Raw genomic sequence first — 16,111 nt, forward strand, 5'->3', positions numbered from 1 at the left:
TAATGAGCAATTAGGAGTGTGCCGAACGTATTAGGTTCGGCACATTCGCAGGTCAAGGCAGGACTTGCTTGAACGGCTTGATCACGACGTCGGCATAGACGCCGGCGGCGACATACGGGTCCGCCTGGGCCCAGGCCTGGGCGTCGGCCAGGGAGGCGAACTCGGCGACGATCAGGCTACCGGTGAAACCGGCATCGCCCGGGTCGTTGCTGTCCACGGCCGGGTGCGGGCCGGCCAGTACGATGCGGCCTTCGGCTTGCAGCTGTTTGAGGCGCTCGACGTGGGCCGGGCGCACGCCCAGGCGTTTTTCCAGCGAATTGGCAACGTCGGTGGCAATGATGGCGTAGAGCATGTCAGTCCTCGGTTTTTGGCGTGGTAGCGTCGGTGTCATGCAGGTGGCGCGACAGGTAGATACCCTGGGCGACCAGGAACAGCACGGTCATGCCCAGGCTGCCGAACACCTTGAAGTCGACCCAGTACTCCTGGAACGTGAACGCCACGAACAGGTTGGCGGCACCACAGAAGATGAAGAACACGATCCAGGCCACGTTGAGTCGCGTCCAGACCGGGTCCGGCAGGGTGAGCGCGTGGCCCATGATCCGCTTGATCAGCAGGCGGTCGCCGATGAAGTGGCTGCCGATGAACGCCAGGGCGAACAGCCAGTTCACCACCGGGGCTTTCCATTTGAGGAAGGTTTCGCTGTGGAAGGCCAGGGTCAGGCTGCCGAAGACCAGGCACGCGACCAGGGTCAGCCATTGGCTTTTTTCCAGCTTGCGCTGGGAAATGAAGAGGGCACCGTAAACCACGAGGGAGCTGACGATAAGCACGGCGGTGGCGCTGTAGATGCCCCCGAACGTCAGCTCATGGCCTGCTACATCGATGACCCGGGGGTCGAGTTTATAAACGATGAAAAACAGCAACAGCGGGATGAAGTCGATGAATTGTTTCACAGTAAGAGCCAGAAGCCGGATGTGGCGGCATAATAACAAACATCCTTGGTAGCGAAAGCGCCAGCTGACTTGAGGTTACACACTCCCGTGAATGTTGATTTGCACTGCCACAGCACGGCCTCCGATGGCGCCCTGGCGCCTGCGGTACTGGTTGCGCGTGCGTTTGAAAAAGGCGTGCGAGTCCTGTCGTTGACCGACCACGACACCCTCGAAGGCCTCGACGAAGCCCGTGAAGCGGCCCATGCGCTGGGTATGCATCTGGTCAACGGCGTGGAATTGTCCTGCACCTGGGGCGGCGCCACCATTCATGTACTCGGCTACGGTTTCGACCAGAATGCCCCGCCGCTGGTGCAGGCCATTGCCGACCTGCACAACGGCCGCTGGCTGCGCTCCGAAGAAATCAGCCGCAAACTTGCCCTCAAAGGCATGCCCAACGCCCTCGACGGCGCCCGTGCCGTCCAGCAGGCACTGGGCGACAGCGGCAACGCCCCGGCGCGGCCGCACTTTGCCGACTGGATGGTGCGTGAAGGGTTCGTCAAGGACCGCGCCGAAGCCTTCCGCAAATGGCTGGGCGCCGGCAAACTGGGCGATGTGAAGTTGCACTGGCCGACCCTGGAAGACACCGTCGAGACCCTGCGCGCCTCCGGGGCCTGGGTCAGCCTGGCGCACCCGTGGCATTACGATTTCACCCGCAGCAAGCGCCGCAAGCTGATCAGCGACTATATTGGAGCGGGCGGCCACGCGATCGAGGTGGTCAACGGGCACCAGCCCGCCGAACAGGTGGGGAGCCTGGCAATTCTTGCCCGCGAATTTGGTCTGCTGGTCAGTGCCGGCAGTGACTTTCATGGCCCAGGTGGGTGGTCCGAGATCGGCGAGTATCGCCAGGTACCCGAAGACCTGCCGCTCTTGTCGGGGCGATTCAAGCATGACCCCATTACTGCCACCGTCTGAACAGGTAGAACACGTGAGTCAATTCTTCCAGATTCATCCGGAAAACCCCCAGGCGCGCCTGATCAAACAGGCCGTGGAGATCATCCGCGCCGGCGGCGTGGTGATCTACCCAACAGATTCGTCCTACGCCATTGGTTGCCAGATCGGCGACAAGGGCGCAGTGGAGCGTGTAAGGCGCCTGCGCCAACTGGACGACAAGCACAACTTTGCGCTGATCTGCAGCGATCTGTCCCAACTCGGGCTGTTCGCCAAGGTCGATACCGGCACTTTCCGCCTGCTCAAGGCCCACACGCCAGGCCCCTACACCTTTATCCTGAATGCCACCCGCGAAGTCCCGCGCCTGTTGCTGCACCCCAAGAAACGCACCATCGGGTTGCGCGTGCCCGAGCACCCCATCGCGCTGGCGCTGCTGGCCGAGCTGGGTGAGCCGCTGATGAGCGTGTCGCTGATCATGCCCGGCGACAGCGAACCGTTGGAAGACCCCTACGAAATGCGCCAACTCCTGGAAAAGCAGGTGGACCTGATCATCGACGGTGGCTTCGGCGGCAACAAGGCCTCCACCGTGATCAACCTGGCCGACGGCGAGCCCGAGGTGATCCGCGTCGGTTGCGGCGACCCGGCCCCGTTCATGGTCGAGGCCTGAATGTCCGCCGTGGAAACCGTTGATCCCCAGGCCGGCGCTCAGCAGGAACTGCCATTTGCCATGGTCTACGGCCAGGCCGTGCTGGAAATGCCGCTGGACCTGTACATCCCGCCGGACGCGCTCGAAGTGTTCCTGGACGCCTTCGAAGGCCCGCTGGACTTGCTGCTGTACCTGATCCGCAAGCAGAACATCAACATCCTCGACATTCCCGTGGCCGAAATCACCCGCCAGTACATGGGCTATGTGGAGTTGATGCAGTCGGTGCGCCTGGAGCTGGCCGCCGAGTACCTGGTGATGGCCGCCATGCTTGCCGAGATCAAGTCGCGCATGCTGCTGCCGCGCTCGGAAACGGTGGAAGCCGAAGAGGACGACCCCCGCGCCGAACTGATCCGCCGTCTGCAGGAGTACGAACGCTTCAAGGCCGCCGCCGAGGGCATCGATGGCTTGAGCCGTGTGGGCCGCGATGTGGTGGTGCCCAAGCTTGATGCCCCGGAGGCCCGCGCGCGCAAGCTGCTGCCGGACGTGAGCCTGGAAGAATTGCTGATGTCCATGGCCGAGGTGCTGCGCCGTGGCGACATGTTTGAAAGCCACCAGGTCAGCCGCGAGGCGCTGTCCACGCGCGAGCGCATGAGTGATGTGCTGGAGCGCCTCAAGGGCGGAGGGTTCGTGCCGTTCGTCGAGCTGTTTACCGCTGAAGAAGGGCGCCTGGGGGTGGTGGTGACCTTTATGGCGGTGCTTGAATTGGTCAAGGAGTCCTTGGTCGAGCTGGTCCAGAATGAGCCTTTTGCGGCTATCCACGTGCGGGCGCGAGCCGAATAAGAGCTGAATCGATGAATCTGACTGAACCCCGCGAACTGGCCCCGCTGCTGGAAGCCTTTTTACTGGCCTCGGGTAAACCGCAATCACTGGAGCGCCTGTTCGAACTCTTTGAAGAAGCCGAACGCCCCGAACCGCCGGTGTTCAAGAAGGCGCTGGAGATCTTGCGCAAGTCCTGCGATGGCCGTGCGTTTGAACTGCGGGAAGTCGCTTCAGGTTATCGCCTGCAGATTCGTGAGAAATTTTCCCCGTGGGTCGGCCGCCTGTGGGAGGAGCGCCCGCAGCGTTATTCCCGCGCGATGCTGGAAACCATGGCGCTGATCGCCTATCGCCAGCCCATCACCCGGGGCGAGATCGAGGATGTGCGGGGTGTGGCGGTCAACAGCCATATCGTCAAGACCTTGCTGGAACGTGAGTGGATCCGCATCGTCGGCTACCGTGACGTGCCCGGCAAACCGGCGATGTTTGCAACCACCAAGGTGTTCCTCGACCATTTCAACCTGAAAAACCTCGACGATTTGCCGCCCCTGGCCGAACTGCGCGAGATGGAGCCAGACCCGGTGCTGGACTTCGACGACGCCCCTGTACCTGCCAGCCTGCAAGAGCTCGCCGACGCCAGCGCCGAGCCCGAAGAGCCCAAGGACGAGACCAGTTTTCATACGTTGTTGCTGGAATTGGATGACATGGAGCAGGGCATCAAGACTGATTTTGATGATTTGTTGCGTGATGGTGCTCTCGAGCCTGAATCCACCGTGGAGAACCCTGAGCCAGAACCTGAGGAAGACATCCTCGGCGTGGCCGAGGCCCGCGAAAAACTCCTGGCCGCCGTCGCCGCCCTCGAACAGCCACCGCTGAGCGACGAAGAAGACGAAGCCCGGGCCCTGGCCGAAGCCATCGAAGCCGAACGCCGCGAGTTCGAAGACTGACGTGCACTACCCAACACCGGTGTTCAAGGTGGGAGGGGGCAAGCCCCCTCCCACATTTTGATCTGTGTGGGCTCACCGGTCGGCGGAAAAGTGAATGACTTGGCGCTTATCGACTAGTCTCTGATGCGCAACGTCCACCATACGCGTATGATTCGCGACCCTTCGCCGACCTATTCGGCCAAGACCCCGCTTTCAACACTCTTCAGGCCACGCCTGAATCGACCCACCGGGAGGTGCTTAAGATGAATGACAAAGACCAGAACGACAGCCAGGAAATCGGCCCAGCAGGTGAAAAACTGCAAAAGGTGCTGGCGCGTATCGGCGTGGGCTCGCGCCGCGACGTTGAAGCCTGGATCACCCAGAAGCGCATCAAGGTCAACGGCGTCGAGGCCACCCTCGGCCAGCGTGTCGACCTGCACGATGCAATCACCATCGATGGCAAGGTGATCAAGCGTGAAGAGGCCGCCGAATCGGTGCGCCGCGTGATCATGTACAACAAGCCCGATGGCGAGATCTGCACCCGTGACGACCCGGAAGGCCGTCCGACCGTGTTCGACAAGATGCCCAAGCCCAAAGAAGGCCGTTGGATCAACATCGGTCGCCTGGACATCAACACCACCGGTTTGCTGATGTTCACCACCGACGGTGAGTTGGCCAACCGCCTGATGCACCCGTCCTACGAGATGGACCGCGAATACGCCGTGCGTGTCCGTGGCGAAGTCGATGACGAGATGATCGAGCGCTTGAAAGCGGGTGTTGTCCTCGAAGACGGCCCGGCCAAGTTCACCGACATCAAGCAAGCGCCAGGCGGTGAAGGTTTCAACCACTGGTACCACTGCGTGGTGATGGAAGGCCGTAACCGTGAAGTCCGTCGCCTGTGGGAATCCCAGGGCCTGGTGGTCAGCCGTCTGAAGCGCGTGCGTTTCGGCCCGGTGTTCCTGAACTCCGACCTGCCGATGGGCCGCTGGCGCGAAATGAGCCAGTACGAAGTCGACATCCTCAGCGCCGAAGTGGGCCTGACGCCAGTCGCCATGCCGCAGATGAACGCCAAGAGCAAAGACAAGCTTGAGCGTATGCAGCGTAAATCGTCGCGTCCGGTGGCGCGTACCGAGCGGGTTGCACGCACGCTGCGCCCTGCGCTGAATGCGCCGGCTACCGGTGGTCGTATCTCCCGTGAGCCGCACATCGAAGGCGAGCGTCGCCCAACCGCGCCATCGCGCCAGGAAGGCGAGCGTGCCCCTCGTGCACCGCGCCCAGCCCCGGCCGGTGGTCGCAGCAACCGTGGTGAAGCGGATCGCCCGGCTGACAACGCCAGCACCAAGCGTCCAGCCAAGCCTGCGGCGAACAAGCGCCCAGGCCCGAAACTGGTCGCGGACGAGCCGTCGGGCAAGCGCCGTGGCGCCCCGGCCGGTTCCGGCCAGCGTCCTGGTTTTGGTCGCAAGAAGCCGCAGTGATTCGCTGATCGCTGCCTAAAAACGCCAACCTTCGGGTTGGCGTTTTTTTTTGGCCTCAAGTGCAGACGCGAGCAAACCGGTGGGTGTGGGCTTGCCCTCTCCCACACTTGAAGTTGAGTGTTTGTAAGGTTTGCATGCCGTCTTGTAACGAATACTTTACGGCTTGGTGGCGTATTTATTGGGTGTTGGGAAGCTGTAACGATTACCTGACAGTTTTGATCGACGACGACAGGGCTCGGCCTCAAGCTTGTCTGCGTGTACAATCCGCCGCGTTTTACTGTGACCCCCCTTGCGTATCCACGCAAAAGGCCAAGACCCAGGGTGTACCCACCCTGATCACTCCGCCTGGCCACGAGCCTGGCGGGTTCGATTTCGTCACAGATAAAAACAAACAGGTGACGCATGACCGTTAGAAAGACGCTGTACTCCTGGTGCCTGCGCTGGGGTTTGAGCGGCGCTGCTTGAGTCGGTAATTCAAGGCAGCAACCTGCATTCAACATCATCAAACCTTGCGTGAGAGCCTTTTCATGAGTGTTCCCCCTTCTTCTTCAGGCGAGCTGAAACGCGGCCTGAAAAACCGGCATATCCAGTTGATTGCCCTCGGTGGCGCCATCGGCACCGGCCTGTTCCTCGGCTCGGCCGGGGTGCTCAAGTCCGCCGGCCCGTCGATGATCCTGGGTTATGCCATCTGCGGCTTCATCGCTTTCATGATCATGCGCCAGCTTGGCGAAATGATCGTCGAAGAGCCGGTGGCCGGTTCCTTCAGCCACTTTGCCCACAAGTACTGGGGCGGTTTCGCCGGCTTCCTGTCGGGCTGGAACTGCTGGATCCTGTACATCCTGGTGGGCATGTCGGAGCTGACCGCTGTCGGCAAATACGTGCACTACTGGTGGCCGGAGATCCCGACCTGGGTCTCGGCGGCGGCATTCTTCGTGCTGATCAATCTGATCAACCTGGCCAACGTCAAAGTGTTCGGTGAGGCCGAGTTCTGGTTTGCCATCATCAAGGTGGTGGCGATTGTCGGCATGATCGCACTGGGCAGCTACCTGCTGGTCAGCGGCACCGGCGGCCCGCAGGCCTCGGTCAGCAACCTGTGGGACCACGGCGGCTTCTTCCCCCATGGCGTGGGCGGGCTGGTGATGGCGATGGCGATCATCATGTTCTCCTTCGGCGGCCTGGAAATGCTTGGCTTTACCGCTGCTGAAGCCGACCAGCCACGCACCGTGATCCCGAAGGCGATCAACCAGGTGATCTACCGCATCCTGATCTTCTACATCGGTGCGCTCGTGGTGCTGCTGTCGCTGACCCCGTGGGACAGCCTGCTGACCACCCTGAACGCCTCCGGCGATGCCTACAGCGGCAGCCCGTTCGTGCAGGTGTTCTCGATGCTCGGCAGCAACACCGCCGCGCACATCCTTAACTTCGTGGTGCTCACGGCTGCATTGTCCGTGTACAACAGCGGCACCTACTGCAACAGCCGCATGTTGCTGGGCATGGCCGAGCAGGGCGATGCGCCCAAGGCGTTGGCCAAGATCGACAAGCGCGGCGTGCCGGTTCGCTCCATCCTTGCGTCGGCAGCCATCACCCTGGTGGCGGTGCTGATGAACTACCTGATCCCGCAACACGCACTGGAATTGCTGATGTCCCTGGTGGTGGCCACGTTGGTGATCAACTGGGCGATGATCAGTTTCTCCCACCTCAAGTTCCGCCAGCACATGAACCGCACTGGCCAGGCGCCGCTGTTCAAGGCGCTGTGGTACCCGTACGGCAACTACGTCTGCCTGGCGTTCGTGGTGTTTATCCTGGTGATCATGCTGATGATCCCGGGCATCCAGGTGTCGGTGTACGCGATCCCGGTGTGGGTGGCGTTTATGGCGGTGTGTTACGCCATCAAGAATAAACGCAAGGCTGAAACTACCCAGGTGACTGCGAGTGCCGCGCTGAAGTAGGCACCTGTGCGAGTACACTAAACCCGGCGCTATGCCGGGTTTTTTGTGGGCGCTGGCAGTGCAGGCCGGCGCCGCGTTTCAGATTCGGCAAATGACTACAGCCGCTGCTGGCCAGGTGGCATTTACTCCGCATTGAGATTTCATCGGTTTCAATGAGGAGTTCATCATGGTCATGATTGCGCGGGCAACCACCTTAACCCCGCACCTGCCAGCCCCAAGTCCCGAACAGGGTAATTCGGTCAGTCAAAATCGTCAGTTAGAAGCCAACCTGGCCCGGGTTGCCAGTGAAAGCCCGGCCTCCCACAAGACAATCGATACCTTGCTCGCCAGCTTGACCCGATTGTTTACGCTGGTTGAGGGCAATGAGTTGAAGGCCACGGCCAGCATGTTCAGCAGTTATTCGTCAGAGGTGCCCAATTTCGGGGTGATTGGCCAGTTGGGGGCCGGAGGGCTCACTCGGATCCTCGACGAAGCCCGACAGGGCGGCCCGCGAGCGCACCGCGCAGCAGAGGAACCGTTGACCCTGCGGGAAAAGGCCACCGCGTTCTTCAACCTGACGAATTCGGCGTACTTTCGTCAAACCCTGGAGCGCATCCACGGTTCGAGCGAGTTGAAGCAGCGTGTCGCGGGGCTGGTCGATGTTCCATACCTGGAGTCCAAGCAGTTCGGTGCCGCCCGTGGCAGTACCCCGGAAAAGCCGCTCCCGGAGCAGTTGATGCTCTACACCTTCAACAATGAGAATACCCAGGACGCTTCGCAAAATCCTCATCTGTATGCATCGACCAAGATGGTCAATGGCCAGGCGGTGGAGACCAATCCCGCCAAGGCCGGCGCCAGCCTGACCAAGGTTCAGAATGATTTTCGTGAAGCTGCGCCGCTGGCGAGCAGGGTCTGGGTGTCGGCTGACGCATTGAAGGCAGACGATCGTCTGACTCGCCGGGAGCTCGATTTCGCACGGCTGAACCCGCGCAACCGCTTCGATCGGGATCACGGGCAGTTCGGTGACCAAGGCCCGGTTCGCGGCCAGGCAAATCTGCCTCTGAGCCAAACCGTGGTGCCGCGCGGCAATGGTTTTGCCGTGTGGAACGTCAAGCCAGACACCGGTTTTGCCAAGGACGCGGCATTGCAGCACAAGCCGGTGGTTGCAGGCCCTTCGGGCACCACTGACCGCTTTATGACCGCAGCTCGGTTACTGGGCAATGGCCTGGTCAGTGGGCTCGGGCTCGATCAGCCCAAGGCAGGAGAATCCCGTGAGCAGGCCGATACACGGGCGCAGCGGGAAATGAAAGAGTTGGTTCGCTGGATGGCCACCGGCTATCTGGTCGATGACAACCACCACTCGATGATCGAGGTCAATCTGGGGGCGGCCAACCACGGCCTGCCGGCACAGTGGGGGCCGTCTCTGTACCGCGAGCCGTTCAGTGCACCGATTTCGGCCCGCGGCTTTTCGGTGTCCAATTCGGCGGTGATGAGAGGGTTGGAAAATCAGCCGCACGTGAACACCGGCTATGAACGGTTTCGTCAGGACTTGCAGGGTGGAAATCGCGCGAAAGTCACCGCGGACGGCCGAATCATAGGGGCTTGAGCCCAATGGGCAGGCGGTAGATAGTCAGTTTGCCGCGAGGCCAGCGGCCGGTTCGCGTATGCTGGCCGCTCTGAATCATGGACCTGTCCCAATGCTGGTGGTTTCCAACACTGTGCACCTGCCCGATGCCGAGATCGAGCTGACCGCCATTCGCGCCCAGGGCGCCGGCGGGCAGAACGTCAACAAGGTGTCGAGTGCGGTGCACCTGCGATTTGATATTCCGGCGTCATCCCTGCCGGCGTTCTACAAGGAGCGCTTGTTGGCGTTGCGCGATAGCCGCATCACCAGCGACGGCGTGCTGGTGCTCAAGGCCCAGCAATACCGGACCCAGGAGCAGAATCGCGCGGATGCCCTGGAGCGCCTGGTGGAGTTGATCCAGAGTGCCACCAAGGTGGAGAAGAAGCGCCGCCCGACCAAGCCTACCCTCGGTTCAAAGAAGCGGCGCCTGGAGTCCAAGACCAAGCGCGGCAACATCAAGGCCGGGCGGGGCAAGGTCGACTTCTAGTCGCCGCGCGCCTCGCGGGCTCTGGGTGCCTGGCGGTACAGGTACAGGCTCAGCAGCAGCCCGCCGAGGGCGGCGAGGGCCGCGAACAGGAAGATCGAGGCGAAGCCAAACCCAGCCGCCACGGCGCCGGCCAGCGGGCCGGTGATGCCCAGCGACAAGTCGATAAACAGCGAATAGGCCCCCACGGCCGCACCCCGGCTGGACGCGGGCACCAGGTTGACCGCTTCCACGCCCAGCGCCGGGAACACCAGGGAAAAGCCGAAGCCGCTCAATGCCGCACCGGCCAGGGCCAGGTGGGCATCCGGGGCGAGCCACAACAGCAGCAGGCCGAAGATCTCCACCGACAGGCAAGCAATCGCCACGCGAAAACCGCCGATCCGGTTGATCAAGTTACCGAACAGTAACCGGGCACCGATAAAACTGGCGCCGAACAGGCTCAGCGCCCACACCGCGTTATCCCAGTGCTGAGTGGTGTAATACAAGGTAATGAAGGTGGCAATGGTGCCAAAACCGATGGAGCCCAGCGCCAGCGCGCAGCCGTGGGGAAGGACGCGGCCCAGCACGTTCATGAACGGCAGGCGCACACCGGCCACGATCGGTGCCGCCACCTTGTTCCAGGCCAGCAGCAGGCCAACGATGGCCAGCAGAATAATGCTGACGCCCATGCTCCACAGGCCGAAGTTCTTCACCAGCACTACCCCCAGGGGCGCGCCAACGGCCAGTGCGCCATAGCTGGCGATGCCGTTCCAGGAAATTACCTTGGCGGTATTTTCTGCGCCGACCCGGCCAATCCCCCAGCCAATTGCACCGGAACCCACCAGGCTCTCGGCGCTGCCCAGCACCAGGCGTCCGATCAACAGGCTGCCCAGGCTCACAGCCGGCAGGCTGGAAAACCACGCCGCCAGCAGCATGAACACACCGCTCAGGCCGCAGCCCGCCAGGCCGATCAGCACGGCGCGCTTGCTGCCCAGGTTGTCGATGATCTTGCCCGCATACGGCCGGCTCAGGAGCGTGGCCAGGTATTGCACGCTGATCACTAGCCCGGCGATCACGGCGCCATAGCCCAGTTCACTGTGGACATAGCCCGGCAATACGGCGAGGGGAATGCCGATATTCAGGTAGCCGATAAAGGTGAACAGCACGATGGAAACAACTTGCAGCGTGACCGCTAGGGGGCGCTGGGTATCTGGCATGGGAGAGGTCCACTGTCGCAGCAGGTAAAGATAGGCTGCTAATGATACCGGCGCTGGGGCCGGGCCGGGCGGCTAAAACTCAAAAAGCGTCGATCAAAAACGCATCAGGGCTGAACCGGCGCCAGCAGTTGGGTGGTGACCAGCGCGGCCAGGGCGTTTTCCTGAGTACCGAAACGCTTGAGCAGCAGGGCTTGTTTGTCGGCGCTGAGGCGGTTCCAGACGTCGACCATCTGCAGGGCCGCGTCGAGTACAGCGGTATCGGGGGGTTCGGGGAGGTGATCGGTCATGGCGGGTATCTCGTGGTTCAGGCAGTGTGGAAAGCGCTCAAAGTTGCTCTTTCCACACGGTCTGGTACGGCGTCAGTCCTGGCTTTCGCTGTCGACTGGTTTTGCTTCTTTGGCCTCAGGCTGCTTGTCGCCGGCCTGCTGCGGTGTTGGCTGCTCAGTAGGGTGCAGGCTTGGGAAGGGGAGATTAGGTATCTCGTGCATCGTCGTCGCTCCTCGCAAGGTCTGTTTTTCAATCGCAGATGATTCCGCGCTCTCAAAAAGCCTTGGCAGGATACAGCACTGGAAATGACAAAAAGACTTTTATGTCGGCTGATGTCGGAACTTTCATCATTTAAACGGTCGTTTCGTCAGAACGGCACCTTGCCCAGGATCATGTCGCGGTACATCACGAAATCGCCCAACAGGCTGTAGAACGGGTGCTGGAACGTTGCCGGACGGTTCCTCTCGAAGAAAAAGTGACCCACCCAGGCAAAGCCATAACCGGCAATCGGCACTGCCAGCAGCAGCGCCAGGGAACCGCGGCCGATTGCATAGGCCATGATGCCGATCACCAGCGTGGTGCCGACAAAGTGCAGGCGCCGGCAGGTGCTGTTGGCGTGCTCGCGCAGATAATAGGGGTAGAACTCGGCGAAGCTGTTGAATCGTTTGACGTTTTCCACGTTGGCCGGCCCTTTGATTGTTATGCCGCGCGAGAGATGTTCGGCGGGGAGCTTATTTGAGTCTAGAGTGATCAGTGGTAACGGCCAGTGACAATAGATGCCACTTTAGTATCCTTGGCTTTCCTGGCTGCCATTTTGAGCCTGCTTTATTAAGAAGACGCCATGAGCGAACGAACAACTTCTGCAAGCTGGGCGATGGGGATAGTCAAGGCGTTGGAAATGGACGGCCTCAATTGCCGAGCCCTGTTCAAGCAACTGGGTTTGGATTACGCCGCCCTTGATGACCCCGATGCGCGGTTTCCGCAAGACGCCATGACCCGGCTGTGGCAGCGGGCGGTCGAGTTGTCGGGCAACCCGGCAATCGGCCTGAACATGGGCAAGGTGGTGCGCCCGGCGTCGTTTCACGTGGCCGGTTACGCGCTGATGTCCAGCAATACCCTGGCTGAAGGTTTTAGGCGCCTGGTGCGGTATCAGCGGATCATCGCCGAAAGCGCCGACTTGAGTTTCCGCCTGTTGCCTGAAGGTTATGCGCTGATTCTCACGGTGCACGGCGACCATCTACCGCCCACCCGGCAAAGCGCCGAAGCCTCGTTGGCCAGTGCCCTGGCGCTGTGTGGCTGGCTCACCGGGCGTACCCTGGAACCCCGCAAGGTGATGTTGCAGGGCGAGCAGCCGGCGGACCTGGCGCCCTACAAACTGGCCTTTCATGCGCCGCTGGAATTCGACGCACCCTATGACGCGCTGATCTTCGAGCGCGCCGACATGGACGCGCCGTTGCCCACGGCCAACGAGGCCATGGCGCTGCTGCATGATCGCTTTGCCGGCGAGTACCTGGCGCGCTTTTCGGAAAGCCGCGTGACCCACAAGGCGCGGCAGGTGTTGTGCCGGTTGCTGCCCCAGGGCGAGCCCAAGCGCGAGGTGGTGGCGCAGACGCTGCACCTGTCCCAGCGCACCTTGCAGCGGCGTTTGCAGGAGGAGGGCACCAGTTTCCAGGCCTTGCTCGACGACACCCGCCGCGAACTGGCCGAGCAGTACCTGGCCCAGCCGAGCATGACCTTGCTGGAGATTGCCTACCTGCTGGGGTTTGCCGACCCGAGCAACTTCTTCCGCGCGTTTCGCCGCTGGTTCGACGCCACGCCCGGCGAATACCGGGCGCGATTGCAGGACGCGTCGATGGTCAGTGACGCCAAAACGCAGGAATACACAGCACAAAGACCGTAATGATCTCCAGTCGGCCCAGCAGCATGCCGAACGACAGGATCCACTTGGCCGCGTCCGGCAGGCTGGCGAAATTGCCGGCCGGGCCGATGGTCTCGCCCAGGCCCGGGCCGACGCCGGACACGGTACTGGCGGCGCCGGTCAGCGCGGTCATCCAGTCCAGGCCCAGCAGTGACAAGGCCAGGGCGATGGCGCAGATGGTGATGGCAAAGAAGAACGAGAAGGTCAGGATCGACCGCACGATTTCTTCATCGAGGCGGTGGCCGTTGTATTTCTGCTTGATCACCGCGCGCGGGTGAATCAACTGGTTCAAGTTGGCCTTGAGCAGGATGTACGCGACCTGGAAGCGGAAGATCTTGATCCCGCCCGCGGTGGAGCCGGAGCAACCGCCGATAAAGCCCAGGTAGAAGAACAGCATCAGAGAGAAATTGCCCCACAGGCTGTAGTCCCCGAGGGCAAAACCGGTCGTGGTGACCACCGAGGTGACGTTCAGCGCCACATGGCGCAGGGCGTCCAGCCAGTGCAGGTTGGTGGTCCACCAGTACCAGGTGCCGAGCACCAGCCAGGTCACCAGCAGCAAGCCGAGCAAACCTTGTACCTGTTGATCCTTGATCAGGGCCTTGCGGTTACCCCGCAATGTCGCGACATACAGGGCGAACGGCAGGCTGCCGAGGATCATCACCACCACGGCCACCCAGTGCACCGCCGGCTGTTTCCAGTGCGCCAGGGATTCATCCGAGGTGGAAAAACCGCCGGTGGAAATCGCCGACATCGCGTGGTTGATCGCATCGAACACGCCCATGCCGGCCCACCAGAACGCCAGGCTGCCGAAGATGGTGATGCCGACATACGCCGCCACAATCAGGCGGGCCACCATGTGTGAGCGAGGCATGACCTTTTCCGAACGGTCCGAGGACTCGGTCTGGAACAGGCGCATGCCACCGATGCGCAGCAGCGGCAGGATCGCCACCGCCATGCCGATGAAGCCGATACCGCCGAGCCAGTGCAGCAGCGAACGCCACATCAGGATCCCCGGGGACATGCTGTCCAGGCCGCTCAACACCGTGGACCCGGTGGCAGTAATGCCGGACATGCTTTCAAAAAACGAGTCGGTATAGCTGATGTGCTGGGTCAGCAAAAACGGCAGGGCGGCAAAAATGCACACCACCACCCAGCTTGTCACGGTGAGCAGGTACATGTCCCGCGGACGCAGGTGGACGTGCTCGGGGCGACCGGGAATCACCAGCGCCAGGCCGGCGACGAAGGTGATCAGGCTGGCCCACAGGAACGAGGGCAGGTCGCGGGTGCGTTCGAAGATCACCAGGGTGGCCATGGGCACGACCATGGCGATCGCGAGAGTGATCAGGAAGATGCCGATGATGAAACCGATGATGCGTAGGGTCGGCAACGCCATGAAGTTCGCTCGAGGTAGGGCAGAGGCGCCATTCTACCTGCGGCGCAGGGCTTGTAAACCGGGGTGTCCGAGGCGACACGTTTCAAATGTGGGAGCTGGCCGCACAAAAAAGGCGACCCGAAGGTCGCCTTTTCAACACCCTGCTGATCAGAACTCGTGATCAGCGCTATCCGGGTTCAGGTCGGTGATGCCCAGCTTGCCGGCGGCGGCTTCGATCGACCCGGTCTGCTTGACCAGTGCGGCGATAGCGTCACGGACGACCTGGTTACCGGCGTCGTTACCGGCAGCGATCAACTGGTCGTAGTGCTCACCTTTGGCAGCATGGTCGACCATGACCTGGATCTTCGCTTCGGTGGCTGCCAGGTCCGCTTTCAGCGCGGTGTCGGCAGCCGGGTCGGCCTTGGCTACCAGGGACGACAGGCTGGCGCCAGTCATCTTGGTCCCGTCGGTGCGGGTGTACTCGCCCAGGTAGACGTTGCGGATGCCCTTGGCGTCGTAGAAGTGCGAGTTATGGGTGTTGTCGCTGAAGCAATCCTGTTCGTCTTCTGGCGAGTTCGCTTCCAGGGAGACCTTCATACGCTCACCGGCCAGCTCGCCGAGGGACAGGCTGCCCATGCCGAACAGCATTTTGCGCAGGCCGTCGGTGGCAGGTTCTGCCTCCAGGGTAGCGCGGTAGTTGTCTTCGACGTTGGGTTTCCAGTTGCCGACCATTTCTTCCAGGTCGCTCACCAGCAGTTGGGTCACGGCGCTCAGGTAGGCGCGGCGACGCTCGTTGTGGCCACCGGTGGCGCCGTCGCCAGTCAGGTAGTCCGACGCAGGACGGTTGCCGGCGCCTGGGCCGGTGCCATTCAGGTCCTGGCCCCACAGCAGGAATTCGATAGCGTGGTAGCCGGTGGCGACGTTGGCCTCGGAACCGCCCAGCTCATTGAGGCTGGCGAGTTTTTCCGGGGTGATGTCTTTCACGTCGACCTTGTCTTCGCCGACCTGGATCTCAGTGTTGGCGATGATGTTGGCGGTGGCACCCGGGTTGCCCAGGGCGTGTTCGTAGGACTTGTCGGTGTAGTCGATCAAGCCTTCGTCCAGCGGCCAGGCGTTCACTTGGCCTTCCCAATCATCGATGATGGTGTTGCCGAAACGGAACACTTCGCTCTGCAGGTACGGAACGCGGGCGGCGATCCAGGCAGTGCGGGCCGCTTTCAGGGTGTCGTCGTTCGGCTTGGCCAGGAACGCGTCGATCGCGGTCTGCAGGGTCTTCGCGGTGGATTCTGCGTCGCTGTAGACCGCAAACACCATGTCGGCGTAATGCGCGACCACGGCCTTGGCGGCCGCTTCATCGACATTGCCCGCTGGCGTTGCAGCCGCTGGAGCGGTAGTGCTGGCGGCCGGGGTCGGCGCCTGTGGCGCGGCGGCCTTGTCTTTACCTTCGCCACAGCCGGCGAGAGAAATGGCAATGGCCAGCAGACTGGCGGTGGCCAGGGGCATACGAATCATGGCGAACATCCTGCTTCGGTTGTTGATGGGGCGCGCGGGGGAGCGCAAAAACTGCGACATAATGCGAAAG

The 16,111-nt window shown here is 61.9% G+C and carries 17 protein-coding genes; 9 read left to right on the top strand and 8 right to left on the bottom strand.

Annotation, left to right across the window (positions count from 1 at the left end; all coding sequences use genetic code 11):
- Positions 1–52: 52 nt before the first annotated feature.
- Both CQ041_RS18655 and CQ041_RS18660 read right to left on the bottom strand, forming a co-directional pair.
- Complete coding sequence (locus tag CQ041_RS18655; RefSeq protein WP_105523993.1) at positions 53–352, bottom strand: YciI family protein; 300 nt, start codon at positions 350–352, stop codon at positions 53–55.
- 1 nt (position 353) lies between these two features.
- A complete protein-coding gene (locus tag CQ041_RS18660) occupies positions 354–950 on the bottom strand; it encodes a septation protein A (protein WP_105523992.1) in 597 nt (198 codons plus the stop codon).
- An 87-nt stretch (positions 951–1,037) separates the two neighbouring features.
- On the opposite strand from CQ041_RS18660, the gene CQ041_RS18665 reads away from it, so the two are divergent.
- From CQ041_RS18665 to arfB, 8 genes are all read left to right on the top strand, one after another.
- A complete protein-coding gene (locus CQ041_RS18665) occupies positions 1,038–1,901 on the top strand; it encodes a PHP domain-containing protein (RefSeq protein WP_105523991.1) in 864 nt (287 codons plus the stop codon).
- A gap of 13 nt (positions 1,902–1,914) precedes the next feature.
- A complete protein-coding gene (locus CQ041_RS18670; protein WP_017737984.1) occupies positions 1,915–2,544 on the top strand; it encodes an L-threonylcarbamoyladenylate synthase in 630 nt (209 codons plus the stop codon).
- Positions 2,545–2,604: 60 nt separating this feature from the next.
- On the top strand, positions 2,605–3,363 hold the full coding sequence (locus CQ041_RS18675; RefSeq protein ID WP_177429403.1) for a ScpA family protein: 759 nt from the start codon (positions 2,605–2,607) through the stop codon (positions 3,361–3,363).
- A gap of 11 nt (positions 3,364–3,374) precedes the next feature.
- Entirely contained in the window at positions 3,375–4,286 is a 912-nt protein-coding gene (scpB, locus tag CQ041_RS18680; RefSeq protein ID WP_105523989.1) for an SMC-Scp complex subunit ScpB, read from the top strand.
- A 242-nt stretch (positions 4,287–4,528) separates the two neighbouring features.
- Positions 4,529–5,740, top strand: a complete 1,212-nt coding sequence (rluB, locus tag CQ041_RS18685; protein WP_105523988.1) for a 23S rRNA pseudouridine(2605) synthase RluB — start codon at positions 4,529–4,531, stop codon at positions 5,738–5,740.
- Between the two features lie 527 nt (positions 5,741–6,267).
- Entirely contained in the window at positions 6,268–7,689 is a 1,422-nt protein-coding gene (locus CQ041_RS18695) for an amino acid permease (RefSeq protein WP_105523986.1), read from the top strand.
- A 166-nt stretch (positions 7,690–7,855) separates the two neighbouring features.
- A complete protein-coding gene (locus tag CQ041_RS18700) occupies positions 7,856–9,274 on the top strand; it encodes a type III effector (protein ID WP_105523985.1) in 1,419 nt (472 codons plus the stop codon).
- A gap of 91 nt (positions 9,275–9,365) precedes the next feature.
- Entirely contained in the window at positions 9,366–9,779 is a 414-nt protein-coding gene (gene arfB / locus CQ041_RS18705; protein ID WP_105523984.1) for an alternative ribosome rescue aminoacyl-tRNA hydrolase ArfB, read from the top strand.
- Here the strand turns inward: arfB and CQ041_RS18710 are convergent.
- The 4 genes from CQ041_RS18710 to CQ041_RS18720 all read right to left on the bottom strand — a co-directional run bounded on the left by CQ041_RS18710 (position 9,776) and on the right by CQ041_RS18720 (position 11,918).
- Complete coding sequence (locus CQ041_RS18710) at positions 9,776–10,972, bottom strand: MFS transporter (RefSeq protein WP_105523983.1); 1,197 nt, start codon at positions 10,970–10,972, stop codon at positions 9,776–9,778. The genes arfB and CQ041_RS18710 overlap by 4 nt on opposite strands.
- Positions 10,973–11,076: 104 nt before the next feature.
- Positions 11,077–11,259, bottom strand: coding sequence for a hypothetical protein (locus CQ041_RS18715; protein ID WP_105523982.1), 183 nt, complete (start codon positions 11,257–11,259; stop codon positions 11,077–11,079).
- 72 nt (positions 11,260–11,331) lie between these two features.
- Entirely contained in the window at positions 11,332–11,460 is a 129-nt protein-coding gene (locus tag CQ041_RS26605) for a hypothetical protein (RefSeq protein ID WP_256586820.1), read from the bottom strand.
- Between the two features lie 146 nt (positions 11,461–11,606).
- Positions 11,607–11,918 (bottom strand): DUF962 domain-containing protein, encoded by a 312-nt coding sequence (locus tag CQ041_RS18720; RefSeq protein ID WP_105523981.1) that lies wholly within the window; start codon positions 11,916–11,918, stop codon positions 11,607–11,609.
- Between the two features lie 162 nt (positions 11,919–12,080).
- Between CQ041_RS18720 and CQ041_RS18725 the strand changes: the two genes are divergently transcribed.
- Positions 12,081–13,139: an AraC family transcriptional regulator gene (locus CQ041_RS18725; protein ID WP_105523980.1), complete on the top strand. Its 1,059-nt coding sequence runs from the start codon at positions 12,081–12,083 to the stop codon at positions 13,137–13,139.
- Here CQ041_RS18725 and CQ041_RS18730 read toward each other — a convergent pair.
- Both CQ041_RS18730 and CQ041_RS18735 read right to left on the bottom strand, forming a co-directional pair.
- Positions 13,096–14,550, bottom strand: coding sequence for a TrkH family potassium uptake protein (locus tag CQ041_RS18730; RefSeq protein ID WP_105523979.1), 1,455 nt, complete (start codon positions 14,548–14,550; stop codon positions 13,096–13,098). The two genes, CQ041_RS18725 and CQ041_RS18730, sit on opposite strands and share 44 nt — an antisense overlap.
- Positions 14,551–14,697: 147 nt before the next feature.
- Positions 14,698–16,041, bottom strand: coding sequence for an imelysin family protein (locus tag CQ041_RS18735; RefSeq protein ID WP_105523978.1), 1,344 nt, complete (start codon positions 16,039–16,041; stop codon positions 14,698–14,700).
- Between the last annotated feature and the right edge of the window lie 70 nt (positions 16,042–16,111).

This window comes from Pseudomonas sp. MYb60, assembly GCF_002979555.1.
Taxonomy (GTDB): domain Bacteria; phylum Pseudomonadota; class Gammaproteobacteria; order Pseudomonadales; family Pseudomonadaceae; genus Aquipseudomonas.